Annotated in this window: 17 protein-coding genes; 12 read left to right on the top strand and 5 right to left on the bottom strand. The window is 36.5% G+C overall.

Annotated elements, in window-relative coordinates; genetic code table 11:
* The first annotated feature begins 281 nt into the window (after positions 1-281).
* Positions 282-1,553 (top strand): mechanosensitive ion channel domain-containing protein, encoded by a 1,272-nt coding sequence (locus KG732_RS10790; RefSeq protein WP_213523482.1) that lies wholly within the window; start codon positions 282-284, stop codon positions 1,551-1,553.
* A gap of 157 nt (positions 1,554-1,710) precedes the next feature.
* On the opposite strand, the gene KG732_RS10785 is transcribed toward KG732_RS10790, so the two are convergent.
* The 3 genes from KG732_RS10785 to KG732_RS10775 all read right to left on the bottom strand — a co-directional run bounded on the left by KG732_RS10785 (position 1,711) and on the right by KG732_RS10775 (position 5,130).
* Complete coding sequence (locus KG732_RS10785) at positions 1,711-2,676, bottom strand: succinylglutamate desuccinylase/aspartoacylase family protein (RefSeq protein ID WP_213523480.1); 966 nt, start codon at positions 2,674-2,676, stop codon at positions 1,711-1,713.
* Positions 2,669-3,541: a 30S ribosomal protein S6--L-glutamate ligase gene (gene rimK / locus KG732_RS10780; protein ID WP_213523478.1), complete on the bottom strand. Its 873-nt coding sequence runs from the start codon at positions 3,539-3,541 to the stop codon at positions 2,669-2,671. The genes KG732_RS10785 and rimK overlap by 8 nt, the downstream gene beginning before the upstream one ends.
* 557 nt (positions 3,542-4,098) lie before the next feature.
* Positions 4,099-5,130 carry a pirin family protein gene (locus tag KG732_RS10775; protein WP_213523476.1) on the bottom strand — a complete coding sequence of 344 codons (1,032 nt, stop codon included), beginning with the start codon at positions 5,128-5,130 and terminating at the stop codon, positions 4,099-4,101.
* A gap of 167 nt (positions 5,131-5,297) precedes the next feature.
* Between KG732_RS10775 and KG732_RS10770 the strand changes: the two genes are divergently transcribed.
* The 3 genes from KG732_RS10770 (at position 5,298) to KG732_RS10760 (ending at position 7,207) form a co-directional block, all read left to right on the top strand.
* Positions 5,298-5,603 carry a hypothetical protein gene (locus KG732_RS10770; RefSeq protein ID WP_213523474.1) on the top strand — a complete coding sequence of 102 codons (306 nt, stop codon included), beginning with the start codon at positions 5,298-5,300 and terminating at the stop codon, positions 5,601-5,603.
* Positions 5,604-5,848: 245 nt separating this feature from the next.
* Positions 5,849-6,421: a cyclic nucleotide-binding domain-containing protein gene (locus KG732_RS10765; protein ID WP_213523472.1), complete on the top strand. Its 573-nt coding sequence runs from the start codon at positions 5,849-5,851 to the stop codon at positions 6,419-6,421.
* Positions 6,422-6,478: 57 nt separating this feature from the next.
* On the top strand, positions 6,479-7,207 hold the full coding sequence (locus KG732_RS10760; protein ID WP_213523470.1) for an acyl-CoA desaturase: 729 nt from the start codon (positions 6,479-6,481) through the stop codon (positions 7,205-7,207).
* A 118-nt stretch (positions 7,208-7,325) separates the two neighbouring features.
* Here KG732_RS10760 and KG732_RS10755 read toward each other — a convergent pair whose 3' ends face one another.
* On the bottom strand, positions 7,326-7,835 hold the full coding sequence (locus KG732_RS10755; protein WP_213523468.1) for a PepSY domain-containing protein: 510 nt from the start codon (positions 7,833-7,835) through the stop codon (positions 7,326-7,328).
* A gap of 445 nt (positions 7,836-8,280) precedes the next feature.
* A complete protein-coding gene (locus KG732_RS10750) occupies positions 8,281-9,075 on the bottom strand; it encodes a DUF4294 domain-containing protein (RefSeq protein WP_213523466.1) in 795 nt (264 codons plus the stop codon).
* A gap of 100 nt (positions 9,076-9,175) precedes the next feature.
* Here KG732_RS10750 and KG732_RS10745 point away from each other — a divergent pair, with 100 nt between their 5' ends.
* From KG732_RS10745 to KG732_RS10710, 8 genes are all read left to right on the top strand, one after another.
* On the top strand, positions 9,176-10,285 hold the full coding sequence (locus KG732_RS10745; RefSeq protein WP_213523464.1) for a M42 family metallopeptidase: 1,110 nt from the start codon (positions 9,176-9,178) through the stop codon (positions 10,283-10,285).
* 335 nt (positions 10,286-10,620) lie between these two features.
* A complete protein-coding gene (locus tag KG732_RS10740; protein ID WP_213523462.1) occupies positions 10,621-11,307 on the top strand; it encodes an RluA family pseudouridine synthase in 687 nt (228 codons plus the stop codon).
* A gap of 85 nt (positions 11,308-11,392) precedes the next feature.
* The gene (locus KG732_RS10735) at positions 11,393-12,301 is read left to right on the top strand and encodes an ABC transporter substrate-binding protein (RefSeq protein ID WP_213523460.1); all 909 of its coding nucleotides are present in this window, start codon (positions 11,393-11,395) and stop codon (positions 12,299-12,301) included.
* A complete protein-coding gene (locus KG732_RS10730; protein ID WP_367271509.1) occupies positions 12,298-13,674 on the top strand; it encodes an aldehyde dehydrogenase in 1,377 nt (458 codons plus the stop codon). Before KG732_RS10735 ends, KG732_RS10730 begins: the two co-directional genes overlap by 4 nt.
* Before the next feature lie 261 nt (positions 13,675-13,935).
* Entirely contained in the window at positions 13,936-14,244 is a 309-nt protein-coding gene (locus KG732_RS10725; protein ID WP_213523458.1) for a hypothetical protein, read from the top strand.
* Position 14,245: 1 nt separating this feature from the next.
* Positions 14,246-14,863 (top strand): L-threonylcarbamoyladenylate synthase, encoded by a 618-nt coding sequence (locus tag KG732_RS10720; protein WP_213523456.1) that lies wholly within the window; start codon positions 14,246-14,248, stop codon positions 14,861-14,863.
* A 317-nt stretch (positions 14,864-15,180) separates the two neighbouring features.
* Positions 15,181-16,014, top strand: a complete 834-nt coding sequence (locus KG732_RS10715; RefSeq protein ID WP_213523454.1) for an alpha/beta hydrolase — start codon at positions 15,181-15,183, stop codon at positions 16,012-16,014.
* 395 nt (positions 16,015-16,409) lie between these two features.
* Positions 16,410-17,009, top strand: a complete 600-nt coding sequence (locus KG732_RS10710; RefSeq protein ID WP_213523453.1) for a pseudouridine synthase — start codon at positions 16,410-16,412, stop codon at positions 17,007-17,009.
* Positions 17,010-17,013: the final 4 nt, after the last annotated feature.

Below are 17,013 nucleotides of genomic sequence, written 5' to 3'. Positions count from 1 at the left end.
TTATTTATATTAATACTGTTAATGGCGTAAAGATAACAACATTTATCCACATGACAACATTCTTTATAAAAAGGCTACCGCTATTCTTTACCTTTAAGCAGTTCCAGCTAGATTTATAAGTCACGACCTGCACCCTAAGAAGGTCTTGCTCCTAGTATGCTGTGCCGTAGATTAAAAATAAATCTATACAAACAAGGCCACTCCGTATAAGTATACTTAATTTTACCAACTATAAAAACACATCTTCTTTAAACAGTAGATTTTCATTAAAGAACACTCATATGAATATGGAACATTTGTTATACGATTATTTGGTAGCATCTGGAATGACAGATGTTACTGCTAAATATATCAATCTCGTTAGCTTACTTCTGCTCCTGCTGATTCTAGCCGTTCTTATTGATTTGATCACAAGTAAAGTGATTATTAAATTATTTACTCAGTTTAGTGATAAAACAAAAACCAAGTTTGATGATTTATTGGTTAAGAATAGGGTGCCACAAAATGTAGCTCATATCATTCCTCTTCTTCTGATATTAGAAGTTATTCCTAAAATATTTATCGACTTCCCAAAATTAGAAAATATAATAGAAAAAGGTTTGAAGGTATTTGCTATCGTACTGACATTGTGGATAGCTCGTAGTTTATTAAGAGCTTTTAAAGATTACTTCAAAACCTTACCTCGTTTAAACGATAAACCCATAGACAGTTACATACAGGTATTTATGATTTTTGCATGGTCTCTTGGGATACTATCTGCTTTTGCAATTATTACAGGAATAGAGTTTATTGAATTTATTACAACTATTGGTGCTGCCTCAGCCATCATTATCTTAGTATTTAAAGATACCATTCTTGGTTTTGTTGCCAGTATTCAAGTATCTATAAATGACATGGTGCGCATAGGTGACTGGATCACCTTTGAAAAATACGGTGCTGATGGCGATGTGATAGAAATCAATTTATCTACAGTTAAAGTTCAAAATTTTGATAAAACTATTACCACCATTCCTACCTATGCGCTTATTTCTGATTCATTCAAAAACTGGCGTGGCATGGAAGAATCTGCTGGAAGACGCATTAAAAGAGCTTTGAACATCAAACTAGACAGCATTAAACATTTATCTAATGAGGAAGTGGAACAATTAAAAGAAATTCAACTTATCACTTCCTATTTAAATGCGCGCCAATCGGATATTATTACTTACAATAACGAAAATAATATCAATAAAGAATTATTGTTAAACGGTAGAAACCTCACCAACATAGGAGTATTTAGAAAATATATGGAAACCTATATTGAGAACCACTCGGGTACTAATAAGGAGATGATGATCATGGTTAGACAATTAGCCCCTACCGCCCACGGTATTCCTATAGAGATGTATGCTTTTAGTAGTGATAAGCGCTGGCAAAATTATGAATACATCATGGCCGACATCTTTGATCATCTAATTGCGTCAGTTCCCTATTTTAATTTGAAAATATTTGAACTGCCGAGCAATTCGAGTTTTACGGATCTTAATAAAGCTCATGGAAGCGACAACGAGTAAACCGGAGGTAGTATGTTAGATCTATTGCGCTTTCGCGAAAGCCAAAAAAAAGTGACTCATATGTTTCTTAACATACTCATGAGTCCATAGCTGTTTTTTGATATTTGATATGAGTTGATGTTCGATACGCTGTCTGTATTGTAGTCTAGGCTTGTTCTTATTTTTCTACGGACATATGGATTACAGCATCCCCTTTGTTGACTATTGGAGCTTTATTGATACAAAAGACATAGCCTTTTACAGGAGCTTTGACGTCTTTTTCAAAAAAGCCAAACGGATCTGAAATACTGCCGATCTTATCGCCTTTTTTGTAGAACCTTCCCAAAATCGCATTACTGCGAAACATACCCGAATGATTTGCTCGAATCCATTTAGAACTTGCTACAATTATGGGTTCACTGACTTTTGCCTTGGATGCTAGTTCTTTTGAAAAATCTCTAATCCCTAGATGATGCATCAAATTTAACGCTCCTGTAATCCCTACTTTAGTGATTGTTTTATCTATATCTAAAGATTTCCCTCCTTCAAATAAAAGTACTTTTTTACCTAATTTTATAGCAGAATCTCTGTAGGATTTTTCTCTTCGTTTTGATTGCATAATAAAAGAAGTTCCAAAGGATTTTGCTAATTCTAAACTTTCCTCATCCCCCTCATTTATTCTTATTTGAGGGGCGTTAAAACGATCTGCACCACCAGTGTGAAAATCTAGGCAGTAGTCTGCCAGGGGTACAATTTCCTTCATCAAATGATAGGCAAATATACTGGCGAGTGAACCTCTTTTAGAACCTGGGAAAACTCGGTTCAAATCCCTTCCGTCCGGAAACTGGCGGGTTTGATTTAAAAAACCAAAAATATTAACTACTGGAATACATATTACCATGCCTTTTTGAGGTTTGTGATACCCTTTAGCAACCAATTGTCGAACAATTTCGACCCCATTAATTTCATCTCCGTGAATACCACCTGTAATTAAAATGGTTGGTCCAGACTCTTTAGCTCTTTCAATAATAACAGGCACTTCTATTTTGGTACGTGTATGAAGTTTTGCAATATCCAAATTGATCTGAAGTCCTTTTCCTTCCGAAATAGCTTTTCCTAAAACTTCAATGGTCTTGTTACGCATTACGCTCTACGTATTTGATGATTTGAGAGGCAATATCCTTACCCGTTGCTGTCTCAATACCTTCTAGACCTGGGGAAGAATTCACTTCCAAAATTAAAGGACCTCTTACTGACTGAAGCATATCTACCCCTGCGATCCCTAATCCCATTGCTTTAGCCGCTTTTAAAGCTGCATTTTCTTCCTCATCTGTTAATTCAATGATATCTGCTGATCCACCTCTGTGCAAATTGGACCTAAACTCACCTTCTTTTCCTTGCCTTTTCATAGCTCCTACTACCACTCCATCAACAATAAAAGCGCGTATATCAGCCCCTTTAGCCTCTTTTATGAATTCTTGCACAATCACTCGAGCCTGTAAACCATTAAAGGCTTCTAAAATAGATTCCGCTGAATTTTTGTTATCAGCTAATACAACGCCAAGTCCCTGAGTTCCTTCTAATAATTTAATAACTAATGGTGCACCCCCTACTTTCTCTACCACATTACTTACATTTTTAGAATAATTACTAAAAACCGTTTTAGGTAAATCAAGACCTGCACGTGCCAATATTTGAAGACTTCTCAATTTATCTCTGGAACGAACTAAAGCTTGAGATTCAGTAGCAGTGAATATTTTCATCATTTCAAATTGACGTACCACAGCGGTACCAAAAAAAGTCACCGATGCACCAATACGAGGAATGACTCCGTCAAGGTCCCGTATTTCTTCGTCTTTATAAATAACTATAGGTTTCTTTTTTTCAATTACAAGATCACATTTGGTATGATCTATAATGATCATTTCGTGACCTTTCTTTTTACCTGCCTCCACAATTCTTTTGGTGGAGTACAAGTTAGGATTTGCTGATAAGATTGCAAATTTCATTAATTACATTTTAGTACTCGATTAAAGCTATGTTAGAGATGGATAAAGCTATTCGTTAACAAAGCCTAGGAATGCGAACAGATTTGAATAAAATACAATAGTACCAATTTCAACTACAATGATATATAAAAAGATTTGGTCTTATAATAAAATTTGTTGAAGCCGATACAAATATAAGTTCTTGTCTGATTAAGATGTTCCTAAATCAACCATTCTTTGCGCATAGGCTTAAATAATACAGATGCTAAAACCGAAACTAAAAATTATGATATTTAATCAAAAACAACATGTTCCGGGCATGTGGAAGTAATAGGATACTTTATCCGCTTTATTTTTAGTAGTACACAGCTGATATCAAAAGAATGCAGTACAAGACAAGGAGGTCACCCAAGTCTTATTAAATACCCATATAGCCCGAATATTGCTCATTTTACTATGTTTATTTAGGATCCGATTTTGTTGCACTTGTAGTTACTAAAGAGGGGTGTGTTTTAAGCAAAGACCAGTTCTATACTGCCAAATCCACATCGCAGTGTTTATTTATTATATAATCATCCTTAAGATTTTCCCTCTTTTGTTTCTAACCTACCACCACTATGCAAAGCAAACCTGCCTTTATTAGGCTCGTGTACTTGCTCTTGTTGTGGCCAAGGCCAACCTCCAAATTGTGTTTGTTGATAGTCGGTAAAAGCCTCCCTGATCTCCATCTCTGTATTCATCACAAATGGACCGTGTTGTACCACCGGCTCATGGATTGGTCTGCCTTGTAAAATGAGTAGAAAAGCTTCTCTACCCGTATTCTGTATCTTTAAATCATGAAGTGCTAAAACTTCAATAGAATGATGCTCAGAGACTGGTTTTCCTGCTATTTCTAGTTGCGTCCCTCTATAGAAATAGAGATTCCTTTTAACTTCACTACCCTGTGCTTTTGGCAGTATATAAGTTGCACCGGCTTCCATTTTTATAGTAGCAACAAGTACTTCATTCTCAGGATTTGCTGCCCAAGAATCTGGCGTTGGTTTCAAGGAGTGGTGCCCATTTAATGTTCCAGCAATAAGATCTACCTCAGTAGCAAAGCCGTTTTGATCTTTGTGGTGAATAACAGGTACTTCTTCACTCCACAACATTTTGAAGTGTGGCGGCACCATTTTACTCACTTTAGGTAAATTGAGCCATATTTGAAAAATTTCTAGTGTGTTTTCTTGATCATTCTTTAGCATCGGAAACATCTCACTGTGAAGTATTCCCTTCCCAGCAGTCATCCATTGTACATCGCCTGCACCAAAACGACCTGCACCTCCCAACGAGTCCGAATGATCTACAATTCCTTCTTTATTAATGGTGATGGTTTCAAAACCCCGGTGCGGATGGTAGGGAAAACCTGGTACATGACTACCATGGTACATTCTAAAACCATCTTTGATCACAAAATCCTGACCTATAGTTCTACCTGCTTTTTGAACCTCAGGAATTCCTAAATACTGATCTCCTGCTGGATATAAATCTCTATGGTGTGCACAAAATAAAAAAGGATCTTGTGTTTTCCATGGAAATCCTAAAGGGTGAATATTGATGATGCTCGCTGTCATTTGTTTTTTTATAAGGTATACGTCTTCTAAAATTTCTTGGATACTCCCATTTATCAAGAATAACTATAATACCTTTGCTATGCAACCTAACAGCTCTGAATTATTATTCAGTTTCTGGAATGCTACTTCAGCTTATAGTTGTGATACCTCTCATACACACCTATCAAATGTCGAACAACATTTCCTGCCCCAATTGTCAAACACTCATCGTATTACATACAGAAGTATTCTTAAAAGGGATAAGTTTTACCTGTTCCAATTGTGATGTTAAAATAGGGATGACAGAAAAAACAGACTTGGATCAAGCTAAGATGGACATATTTAAAAAGTTTATTAAAATTAAAAAGAAAACAACCTCCAGCATTCCTTGCCTTGATTGTGGATCTGCAATACCGTTGATCACTAAAGATTTAATAAAGGGCAATAAAATGGTTTGTCCCAATTGTAAAGTAACTATGACGTTGCAGCGATAAACCACACTATATAACTGATCAACAATAAGGTAGCTAGAGGCGTAGCTCAAAAAACATTTGAAATCCAAAGGTAAAGACGGTTTTTTCTTGTCCCTCCTCTCTATTTTACCCAACATTTCAATGCTTCGTCAAGTAGGAGGGCCTCCTATATATCTAAATAAATTACCCTTTAATTAGGAAGCTGCTTTCTATGAAATCGCTGCTATGCGCTTATCTTTGAAATGGAATTAGTAAGCTCGACCCTAATGAAACAAATTAAAGAATATTTAGAAAGTATTGCTCACATCTCAAATGAGGATTGGGACTTTTTTACTTCAAAATTAACTCAGCGAGTGATTCCTAAAAAAGAAGTTTTTTTAAAATTAGGCGAGGTAGAAAATCAGATTTCGTTTATAGAATCTGGTATTGTACGCTTGTTTATTCCCAAGGAAGACGACGAAAAAGACATCACTTTTGGCTTTAGTTTTGAAAACCAGTTTATAAGTGCTTACGACTCCTTTTTAACCAGACAGCCTTCCCTATATCAATTACAAACGCTGACTACAACAAGGTTGCTCAGTATTACTTATGACGACCTGCAAGAAGTGTACAAAAAGACACAAATCGGGAATCTTATAGGCAGATTAACTGCAGAGCGACTTTTTCTAATCAAATCCAAACGCGAACAAAACCTATTGAACCTCAATGCTGAAGAGCGTTACGTGAAGTTATTCAAAGAAAGACCTCAGTTGATACGCGTCATGCCGTTGAAATATATCAGCTCTTATATAGGGGTAACCGCACAAGCATTGAGCCGAATCAGGAGGCGAATTTCTTGATCTAGGTTCATAGTTTTACACCTGTACTGCTCCTACCTTTGTAAAAAAAAAAGACTTATGGCTGTTATACTTTTAGTTGTAGCGCTTTGGTACGGTGGACTCTTCTTTCAATCCTTCTTTTTGCATCGTTATGCAGCGCACCAAGTGTTCACAATGTCTAAAACAATGGAACGCATCACTTTTGTACTCACTTGGATCTTTCAAGGTTCTAGTTACCTCAGTGCATACGGTTACGGCATCATGCATAGAATGCATCACGCTTTTACAGACACAGAAAAAGACCCACATTCCCCAAAATTTGATGATAATATGTTTGCCATGATGTGGAAAACCAAAACCATCTATCAGGACATTAATCAAGAACGCATAGCAGTAGATGCGCGTTTTACTAAAAACGTACCTCAATGGAAAGCTTTTGACAAATTTGCTAGCTCTCGGTTCTCTAGACTTTTATGGATTACGCTGTATGTATTGTTCTTTGCCTTCTTTGTAACAGCTTGGTGGCAATGGTTGTTATTACCAGTCACCTTTATGATGGCTCCTATTCATGGGGTGATCATCAACTGGTTTGGTCATATTTATGGCTATGTGAATTACCAAATGAAAAACACCAGTAAGAACTTATTTAGATTTGATTTCTTAATGATGGGAGAAGGTTATCACAACAATCACCACAAACACGCTAATCGCGCTAACTTTGGTGTCAAATGGTATGAAATAGACATTACCTACGTTATTATAAGATTACTGAACGCTATAGGCATCATACAGCTTAAAAGAGCTTGATACATATAGGTTTTAGAAAAACAAATCCTCCCTACAGATCAAACATCTATTAGGAGGATTTTTTTCTTTAGAGTGACCTATTCTAGTGTTGCAGTCAGCTCTAGTGGAACAGTAACAGTTATACAAATAACAGGATCAACGCCAACAACAATCCAGCAGCAGAAAAGAGGATTCCTTTTTTAAAGATTTTGGTACCAGGCAGAAACATCCAGAATGCCGATAGAACAAAGAAGAGCAATCCCACACCAAAGAAGATGTTTAAAAAGAATAAAGGCTGCCCCGATTTTGCTTTGTGGAAGTGAGTGAGTTTATCTAATAAGTAAGGCAATTCCATTTTAGTGAATTGGGTCTCTCCAGTAAGACTGTTGTAAGAACCATTTTCAAAATAGTAGGTCCCAGCCTCATTTCTTTCTACTTCCAGTTTCTTTATGTTAAGTGCTGGTCCTATTTCGCTGATGGACAGTTGTGGTTGTACTGTTTTTTCAATGCTGACCTCTTGCTTTAACAAGTCCGTATCTCTAAAGATTAACGCAATACCACTAATTGCATAAACAGCCATAATACCGGCAAGGAAAAAGCCCAGATACCTGTGCAATTCACGCATTTTTTGAGAAGTTTTTCTACCCATTATAATTTGTTATCTAGAATTATTTTAAATAACAAATCTAAGGGATGCCATCAAATTAAGAAAGCGCGACACTGAAAAAATTTACTTTTTTTAAGGCTGCCTATTTCAGGCTGTATACAAGTTGTATGAATTGATCAAATCGCAAGTAGACATACGAATCAATAAGCCGTCAAACAACAATTTTAAACAAGTTTTAATGTATTTATAAGGTGTAATATGCGATTTTTGAAGGATGACATAAAGAAACTTTACCCCTTTTAATAACATGAATCATCTATTTAGTTAAAGTTTATAATTAATTGAATTATAATATTTTAAATAAATTTAAAACTAACTATAGACAATGTCTATTGTAGCGTTTTTCATGTATTTTGATGGCCCTTTTGAATCTGCTACAGGTATGGACTACCGAGAAGAACACTTACTCTAGGAACCGGACAAAAAATTAATTATTGCGCTTGGCTTTACGTGCTTTTTTCTCGTTGTATTCCTGTATGCGTTTTGCTCTTGCAGCGAGTTGGATGCTGTCATAATTTGCAGGAAGCGCTTTTTCATATGTTTTCCAATGGGCTCGAGCAGCAAAATAATCAAACTCAATCGCTGGTTTTTGATCTTCTAATTTATCATCTATAATGCTGTTTAGTAAAATGTCTTCCACGTAAAAATCATCCACAACGGTTTCTGGTCGGTACTCTTCTTTTAGAGACATATCAAAAACGCTGGCTGTTTTATCAAACCAGAAGGCACTCCAGCCACTTCTTAAGCGCTTTAATAAGTCATAAGCGGTATCCCCAGTCTGCCGGTGAATGAGTTTAATGAGTATTTGCCCTTCGGTTTTGGATAGTTTTTTAAGTTCTCCTTTAAATTCATCCTCTATATAGTCCTCGACCATCCTAGAGTATTTCTTCTTTTGGTTGGTAGTTTCTAAAGAAGCCAGTCGCTTATCGAGAACGCTTAAACGTTCGGCAGCAAGTTTTGCATACGGCCATACTTTTTCCACTTTGCGTTTTAAGATTAAATAACGAATGCGCTCGTACCTGCTGTCAAAGTTTAAGTCCTGCATCAAGAGGACCTTATCCAGTTCTATGGCACTTAATGAGTCGCCGTCTACGTAGAAATATTGCTCTGACGACTTTGCTATCGAGTCTTTTGAAACAGGTTGGGGTGTTGGTGTTTCTTGCGCTTTCGCGAAAGCGAGACCACCACAAGCCACTAGTAAAAAAATGAAATTCTTTATCATAAACAAGTATGCTCTAAAAGTGTTTCAAAAATAAGAAACCCAATAGAATACAAGCGTTTTTACAACCTAATTATTATCTTCACCGTCTAAAATTTATCACATGGCTGAAAAAAGCATTTTAAATAAAAAATCACTTGACTTTTTGGAAAAATACCTCAATACCGCCTCTCCAACTGGTTATGAATGGAATGGACAAAAGGTATGGATGGACTACCTGAAACCTTATGTAGATAGCTTTATTACCGATAATTACGGTACAGCAGTAGGAGTTATCAATCCAGACGCCCAATTTAAAGTGGTTATAGAAGGACATGCCGATGAGATCTCGTGGTATGTGAATTACATTACTGATGACGGACTTATTTATGTGGTGCGCAACGGAGGTTCTGACCATCAGATTGCTCCTTCTAAAAAAGTGAGTATTCATACCAAAAAAGGAATCGTTACAGGAGTATTTGGCTGGCCAGCCATACACACAAGAGATAAGTCAAAAGAAGAGGCACCTAAACCAGACAATATTTTTATAGACTGTGGTTGTGAGACTAAGGACGAAGTCCTGGCGCTAGGAGTTGATGTGGGATGCGTCATTACCTATCCAGATGAGTTTTTTGTTTTGAATAAAAACAAATTTGTTTGTCGTGCATTAGATAACCGTATGGGCGGCTTCATGATTGCTGAAGTAGCTCGATTACTGAAAGAAAATAAACAAGAATTGGATTTTGGACTTTATGTGATTAATTCTGTTCAAGAGGAAATAGGTCTACGTGGAGCAGAAATGATCACGCAGACCATAAAACCTAACGTGGCCATAGTTACAGATGTAACCCATGACACCACTACTCCAATGATCGAAAAAAAATCTAATGGAGATGCTGCTATAGGAAAAGGCCCCGTCCTCGCTTATGCGCCAGCAATTCAAAACAACTTGCGCAACCTGATCATGGATGCTGCAGATGAGAAAAAAATTCCTTACCAAAAAAGAGCTACGTCTCGTTCTACTGGAACCGATACTGATGCATTTGCCTATTCTAATGGCGGCGTACCAAGTGCCTTAATATCGCTTCCTTTGCGTTATATGCACACTACAGTAGAAATGGTTCACCGAGATGATGTAGAAAACGTCATCAAAATGATTTACGAATCGTTATTGAAGATTGAAAACAATCACGATTTCAATTATTTCTCTAATAAGAATGAAGGCTTGTTTTAATTTGATGCTTTATTAATTTGAAAATGTGCTAATTCAATTTTTAAATTGGATTTAAACTTAATTAAAATCCTTGTTTACTTCTAGTGAATGAGGATTTTTTCTAGTTACTGGTCATATGGTACATCTGATTCTGATACCGCTCCATTTTGAAGTGTTTCTAGATTTAGATACTTTTGATAGGATAGTACATGGGTTGTTACAGTCTACAATTAGAGCTATACTCGTCATCTGACTTCAATTAGTTCTGAAGATCAACTTTTATATTTTTATAGAATATAGATAGTATACTCCAAAAAAGTTACAAGTACTTTACCTTTACCAATCGAATCTAGACTATGTCCATCAATCAACGCATTCTTTTTGAAGACAACCACCTTATTGCTATTAATAAGCAGTCTGGTGATCTCGTGCAAGGAGATAAAACTGGAGATGAGATCCTCCCTGATTTAATCAAAGATTATATCGCAAAAAAGTACGATAAACCTGGTGCGGTATTTTTAGGTGTTATACACCGTTTAGATCGCCCTACAACCGGTGTCGTGATCTTTGCTCGTACTTCAAAAGCACTGCCTAGAATGAATAAACTTTTTGCAGCTCATGAAACCGTTAAAACCTATTGGGCAATTGTAGAAGGGAACGTGCCTAAGAAAAAGGACCGATTGGAACATTACTTGGTTCGCAATCCGAAACAAAATAAAAGTTATGCACATGAGTATGAAGTGCCTAACTCCAAAAATGCAGCACTCTCCTACTCGGTTATTAAAGAACTGGATCGGTACACGCTTTTAGAAGTACAACTAGAAACAGGAAGGCACCACCAGATCAGATCACAGCTGAGTAAAATAGGTTGTGTGATCAAAGGAGATTTAAAATACGGCGCCAAACGCAGTAATAAAGACGGCAGTATTCATCTGCACGCGAGAACCTTAGAATTTATACACCCAGTGAAAAACGAATCGGTAAAAATAGTCGCTCCGGTAAATGAGGAAGATGCTTTATGGAGGGCCGCTGCCGGAAAGTGACGCTGTCTACAGCTAAACTTTACAAACACCTTCACATAACTTTGTCTGCTTTGATGTAACTTGTTTTGAATTTTAAAAACAATCGATGACCTCCTTAAAAATCGCTCTGGACTGGACACCTAATGCCAACCACATTGGGTTTTTTATAGCTCAGGAATTGGGCTTCTATACAAAAGAAGATGTAGCTGTAGAAATTATTGATCCTTCACAAGATAATTATGAGCTTACTCCTGCAAAGAAAGTGGAACTAGGCCAAGTAGATATGGCTTTATGTCCGTTAGAGAGTGTGATGAGCTATCAAACAAAATCAAAAGCATTTGATCTCATCGCGATTGCAGCCCTATTTCAAGAAGATCTAAGTGCAATAGCTTGTAAATCTGGTACAGGGATCAAGTCTCCTAAAGATTTAGATCATACTACCTATGCTTCTTATAAAGCGCGTTATGAAGATGAGATCGTCAAGCAACTAATCAAAAATGATGGCGGAAAGGGAATTATAGAATGCGTCTACCCAGATAAATTAGGTATTTGGGAAACCATAGAAAAGGATGAAGTTCAAGCTACTTGGATCTTTACAAATTGGGAAGCTGTGCAGGCAGCTCAAAAGAATACCGAACTGACATTATTCCAACTCAAGGATTACGGCATACCCTATTCGTATTCTCCTGTGATCAGTTGCTCTGAACATATTATTTCAACCAAAGAACTCGCATTAAAATCTTTTTTAAGAGCCACTAAAAAAGGCTTTTTCTATACGCAAGAACATCCGGAGAAGGCTGCTGAAATCTTAAAGGTGCTGGTTCCTGAAAAAGATAAAAACATGGACCTCCAAAAATCTATAGAGTTGACTTGTGCTGTTTTAGGAGATCAAGAACATTGGGGTCAAATGAATGCTGATGGAATACGTGATTTCTTAACTTGGCTTCAAGACCACAAACTAGAAAACCATAATTTAAAAGCGACTTCCCTTTTTACCAATACCTTATTATCATGATGAATGTAGAACAGCTTCATAAAGCCCAAGAACATTTTTTTAAGACACGTAAAACGAAAGATCTAAAATACAGAGTGGAACGCCTTCAATGTCTTAAAAAGGTAATAGAACGTCGAGAACAACAAGTTTACGATGCACTGGCAAAGGATTTAAGCAAGAGCGAGTTGGAATCGTTTCTAACGGAATATCAAGTCGTTCTTAGGGAACTTAAAAGGTATATTTACAAAATTAGTAAATGGTCTCAACCTAAAAGAGTTAGAGCCTCTATCCTCAACTTTCCTTCTAAGGCAAGAAGATACCCAGAACCCTACGGAAATACATTGATTATAGCTCCTTGGAACTATCCGTTTCAACTAGCCTTAATCCCATTAATTGGTGCCGTGGCCGCAGGGAATACCGTAGTTTTAAAACCAAGCGAATTTTCCAAAGCTACCAGTAAATTGTTACAAGAAATTATACAAGAAGCGTTTGAAGAAGCACATGTTTCTGTTGCTTTGGGAGATTCAAACATGGCACAGCAGCTTACCACCTTGCGTTGGAATTATATCTTCTTTACAGGTAGTTCAGCAGTGGGTCAACTAATTTATCAAGCAGCTGCAAAACATCTTACTCCAGTAACCTTGGAGTTAGGGGGTAAAAATCCATGTGTGGTTCATGAAAGTGCTCACATTAAAGTAACTGCAAAGCGTATTGTGTGGGCAAAATTCCTCAATGCAGGTCAGACCTGTATCGCGCCAGATTACCTGCTGGTGCATCAGAGCATCAAAGACTCATTAATTGCTGAAATCAAAAAGCAAATTCAAGAATTTTTCGGCACAAACGTAAATGAATCTACAGACTTCCCTAGAATTATAAGAGAGCGTCATTTTAATACACTTGTTGATATGCTAGATGGTGAATCACTTCTAGAAGGTGGCCAGCACGACAGAAGTGCATTATATATTGCTCCTACTCTTGTGGATGAACCGTCTAGAGATTCTAAAATAATGACCAATGAGATCTTTGGACCTCTACTCCCCGTGATCACCTATACGACAAAAGAAGATCTAGAGCAGTGGATAAATAGTTTTGAAAAACCCTTAGCCGCTTATTGCTTTACCAGAGATTCTAAATTTGAAATGTGGTTCATCAATCGATTTACTTTCGGAGGTGGGGTTATCAATGATTGTATTGTTCAGTTTATCAATGATAGACTTCCCTTTGGTGGTGTTGGTAATAGCGGTATAGGTTCTTATCACGGAAAGAAAACTTTTGAAGTATTTTCTCATTATAAGAGCGTAGTACATCGAGGTACTTGGATCGATTTACCTGTTAAGTATGCACCTTACGCTTCCAAATTAAGTTGGGTAAAAAAATTGATGAGCTGGGTGTAATTCCATATTTGATAGTTTTGTGATGACTCTAAATGATTGGGACGTTATTTTTACCCCGCTTTCGCGAAAGCAAAATGCCTCATAGCACCGCAAAAAAAAATAGGAATTGAAACGAATTCACAGGCAACAATATTGGTAAAAGGAAAAAACACTTGATACAACAGGGAACTAAGCTGCAAGCCATTTAAAAACATAAAGCACCATAGAACCTGCTGTTTAATGAATTTTATTGACTAAATTTAACCTAAACAAAATATAGATTTGAATCATAGCCTACTTACAGCGCAGCAATTACTGCAATACAGCTTACAAAGCACCTTTATAATTCTTATTATTTCAGGTCTTTTTGTGTTGGGATGCATGCTGTTTTTAAAAAATCAAAATACAAACGCTGACTCCAATAAAAATTCTATCGCTGTAAAGATTGATCACAACGGTAAATATAAGTATGAAGTAGTGCCTAATTTAGGTAATAGCAATTTGAAATTTTGGATACGCATTATCATCGCGATTATCACTTTTACCTTTCTATATATTCCTATCAAATCACTTTTTAATTCAGAATATTAATATGGCACAACTGATTAAAATATATGAAGGCAATACCAACCAAAAGGACTTAAAACGAATCGCTGATGCTATGCGTGATGGTGCCTTAGTTATTTATCCTACTGACACGGTATATGGTCTAGGATGTGATATTACCAATAAACTTGCACTAGAAAAAATAGCCCGAATTAAAGGAGTGAAACTAGAAAAAGCTAACTTTTCGTTTATCTGTGAAGATTTGAGCAATCTAAGTGATTATACCAGTCAAATTGATTCCCATACTTTTAAGATCCTCAAGCGTAATTTGCCTGGACCCTATACTTTTATTTTACCTGGAAATAACAATTTGCCCTCCGCATTTAAAAAAAAGAAAACAGTAGGAATACGTGTGCCAGATAATAAAATTGCTACCGAATTAGTAAGATTATTAGGGAATCCAATCATCTCTACTTCTATTAAAGACGATGATGAAGTTATAGAATACACTACCGATCCAAGTCTTATTGCCGAAAAATGGGGCAAACTTGTGGATTATGTGATCGACGGCGGTTACGGAGGTAACATAGGCTCTACGGTTATCGACCTTACAGGTAATGAACCAGTTCTTTTAAGGGAAGGAAAAGGATCCATAGAATTATAAATAGTGCTTTGTAAACTTTATAAGGATACATTTTACCTGGGTTCACGAATCCTAGCAGGTAACACATCTGTCTATTTTTATGCCTATATCACTCAACTACGCCTATTAGTTGCGTTCTTGGACTTAGATATAAATGATACCTAAAATGTTTTGGATTTGTTTGCTCAGTTTTTTTTAACTTCTTAGACTAAGAAAAATACATCGAGTATAGCTTTCTACTGACAGCAAATTTAAATTTCCAAAAGCTTTCCATTTTCACATTTCCTTATTGGTATACCGTTTGATTTTTTTAAATTGAAGTAACTAAAAATCTAAAAATGAAAAATTTAATAAAGACTCCAGCTCAAAAAGACACGAATGTAAGTATCTACTATGAAGATCAAGGAAGTGGTCAACCTATTGTTTTAGTTCACGGGTGGCCGTTGAGCGGTAGCATGTGGGAATACCAAGTCCCAGTTTTAGTAGAAGCAGGTTACCGCGTCATTACTTACGATCGTCGTGGGTTTGGTCGTTCTTCTAGGCCTTATTCGGGTTATGATTATACCTCCATGACAGAAGATTTGCATGATCTGATTGAAAAATTAGATATAACAGACATTATTTTGGTTGGATTTTCTATGGGTGGTGGTGAGTTAGCAAGATATGCAGCTACCTATGGAACCAGTAAAATCAGTAAGCTTATTTTTATCAGCTCTATAGCTCCTTACCTATTAAAAACCGATGATAATCCAGATGGAGCTCCAGAAGTAGTCTTTCATGAGATGGAAGAGAATATCAAGAAGGACCGTGCCGGATTCTTAAAAACTTTTGGCGAGGGCTTTGTCAATTATGAAGATAATAAAGACCTTATTTCTCAAGGACAATTAGATTACAACTTTCAAATCGCTATAGATGCCAGTCCTAAAGGAACTTTAGAATGCATCAATTCTTTCGGCAGAACAGACTTGCGTGGGGATCTAGAGGGTATTGAAATTCCAACTTTATTTATTCATGGAGACGCTGACCATATCGTTCCTTTAGCCCCTAGTTCCCAACAAGGACATCAATTAGTAAAAGATTCTCAATTAAAAATCATTAAAGGCGGTCCTCATGGTTTATACCTCACTCACAAAAAGGAGTTGAATACATTATTGTTGGACTTTATTCTATAATTTTTTAAAAACGGTCCAGTCTTAAATGAATCACACGAGCGAGCCTAAGGATTAAAATTTATGGTTCCTATTGATTCTATTTAATAATGAATGGTGCAATAGGAGTTTTAAGAAGTGCCAATTGGGGGAATCTACAAAAGGACCTACAGGAACGTTATATAAATTTTTAATTAAAGTAAGGATTAATATCCGGTCAAGTGTGCGGAAGACTAGTTGAGAAAGAGGAACTCATCATTTAAAATGCCGTACTAGGTACTAAAATATATAATTCCAATATATGGTATCTCCTCAGCTTATATGGACATTCATTATCGTGCAGTCATCATCATTAAAACTTAGAAAAATAAAAAATAAATATTCAAAGTAGTTCCTGTTGATTTTAAGACCTTTGCTGGATGAATCATCGCCACTTCCTTATCTACAAACCTTATAACATGCTCAGTCAGTTCACGACTAATGACAGCCATCAAAAGAAGAAGAACTTTTTAGGTGATTTTCATAACTTCCCATCTGAAAGTATGGCAGTAGGAAGGCTGGACGAGAATAGCGAAGGCTTATTGATAATTACCACAGACGGCACGCTTAGCAACCTTTTAAATAATAAAGGCAAAGTAGAAAAGGAATATTATGCTCAAGTAGATGGGACTATAACTTTAGAAGCACTTGATAAAATGACTTCTGGAATTGAAATCAGCACTGACGGCAATAAGTACCGTACTCAAGAATGTCAAGCTCGTATTTTAGATCGGCTACCTCAATTGCCTCAAACACTACAACGAGTAAGAGATGACCGACACGGGCCGACCAGCTGGGTTTCCATAACTTTAAAAGAAGGTAAATTTAGACAAGTGCGTAAAATGTGTGCCGCAGCAGGTTTTCCTGTATTGCGTTTGGCCCGTGTAAGAATAGGCGATTTAAAAGTGGCTGATTTAAAAGGAGAAAAAGTACTAGAAATAACAAATCAAATAACAATTTCAAAAAGGAATCTACTTTAATGGT

This window comes from Nonlabens sp. (genome assembly GCF_018401815.1).
Lineage (GTDB): Bacteria > Bacteroidota > Bacteroidia > Flavobacteriales > Flavobacteriaceae > Nonlabens.
Note: the sequence above shows the minus strand (reverse complement) of the source record. Positions and strands in the feature narration are given on the sequence as shown.

What these genes read in the sequence shown, in the direction of transcription:
- KG732_RS10785 (WP_213523480.1), bottom strand. Translation starts at nt 2,676, where the DNA reads ATGCGTAACAAGACCATTGAAGTTTTAGGAAAAGCTATTTCGGAAGGA.
- KG732_RS10735 (WP_213523460.1), top strand. Translation starts at nt 11,393, where the DNA reads ATGACCTCCTTAAAAATCGCTCTGGACTGGACACCTAATGCCAACCAC.
- KG732_RS10755 (WP_213523468.1), bottom strand. Translation starts at nt 7,835, where the DNA reads ATGGGTAGAAAAACTTCTCAAAAAATGCGTGAATTGCACAGGTATCTG.
- KG732_RS10750 (WP_213523466.1), bottom strand. Translation starts at nt 9,075, where the DNA reads ATGATAAAGAATTTCATTTTTTTACTAGTGGCTTGTGGTGGTCTCGCT.
- KG732_RS10745 (WP_213523464.1), top strand. Translation starts at nt 9,176, where the DNA reads ATGGCTGAAAAAAGCATTTTAAATAAAAAATCACTTGACTTTTTGGAA.
- KG732_RS10770 (WP_213523474.1), top strand. Translation starts at nt 5,298, where the DNA reads ATGTCGAACAACATTTCCTGCCCCAATTGTCAAACACTCATCGTATTA.
- KG732_RS10775 (WP_213523476.1), bottom strand. Translation starts at nt 5,130, where the DNA reads ATGACAGCGAGCATCATCAATATTCACCCTTTAGGATTTCCATGGAAA.
- KG732_RS10760 (WP_213523470.1), top strand. Translation starts at nt 6,479, where the DNA reads ATGGCTGTTATACTTTTAGTTGTAGCGCTTTGGTACGGTGGACTCTTC.
- KG732_RS10730 (WP_367271509.1), top strand. Translation starts at nt 12,298, where the DNA reads ATGATGAATGTAGAACAGCTTCATAAAGCCCAAGAACATTTTTTTAAG.
- rimK (WP_213523478.1), bottom strand. Translation starts at nt 3,541, where the DNA reads ATGAAATTTGCAATCTTATCAGCAAATCCTAACTTGTACTCCACCAAA.
- KG732_RS10790 (WP_213523482.1), top strand. Translation starts at nt 282, where the DNA reads ATGAATATGGAACATTTGTTATACGATTATTTGGTAGCATCTGGAATG.
- KG732_RS10740 (WP_213523462.1), top strand. Translation starts at nt 10,621, where the DNA reads ATGTCCATCAATCAACGCATTCTTTTTGAAGACAACCACCTTATTGCT.
- KG732_RS10720 (WP_213523456.1), top strand. Translation starts at nt 14,246, where the DNA reads ATGGCACAACTGATTAAAATATATGAAGGCAATACCAACCAAAAGGAC.
- KG732_RS10710 (WP_213523453.1), top strand. Translation starts at nt 16,410, where the DNA reads ATGAATCATCGCCACTTCCTTATCTACAAACCTTATAACATGCTCAGT.
- KG732_RS10765 (WP_213523472.1), top strand. Translation starts at nt 5,849, where the DNA reads ATGAAACAAATTAAAGAATATTTAGAAAGTATTGCTCACATCTCAAAT.
- KG732_RS10715 (WP_213523454.1), top strand. Translation starts at nt 15,181, where the DNA reads ATGAAAAATTTAATAAAGACTCCAGCTCAAAAAGACACGAATGTAAGT.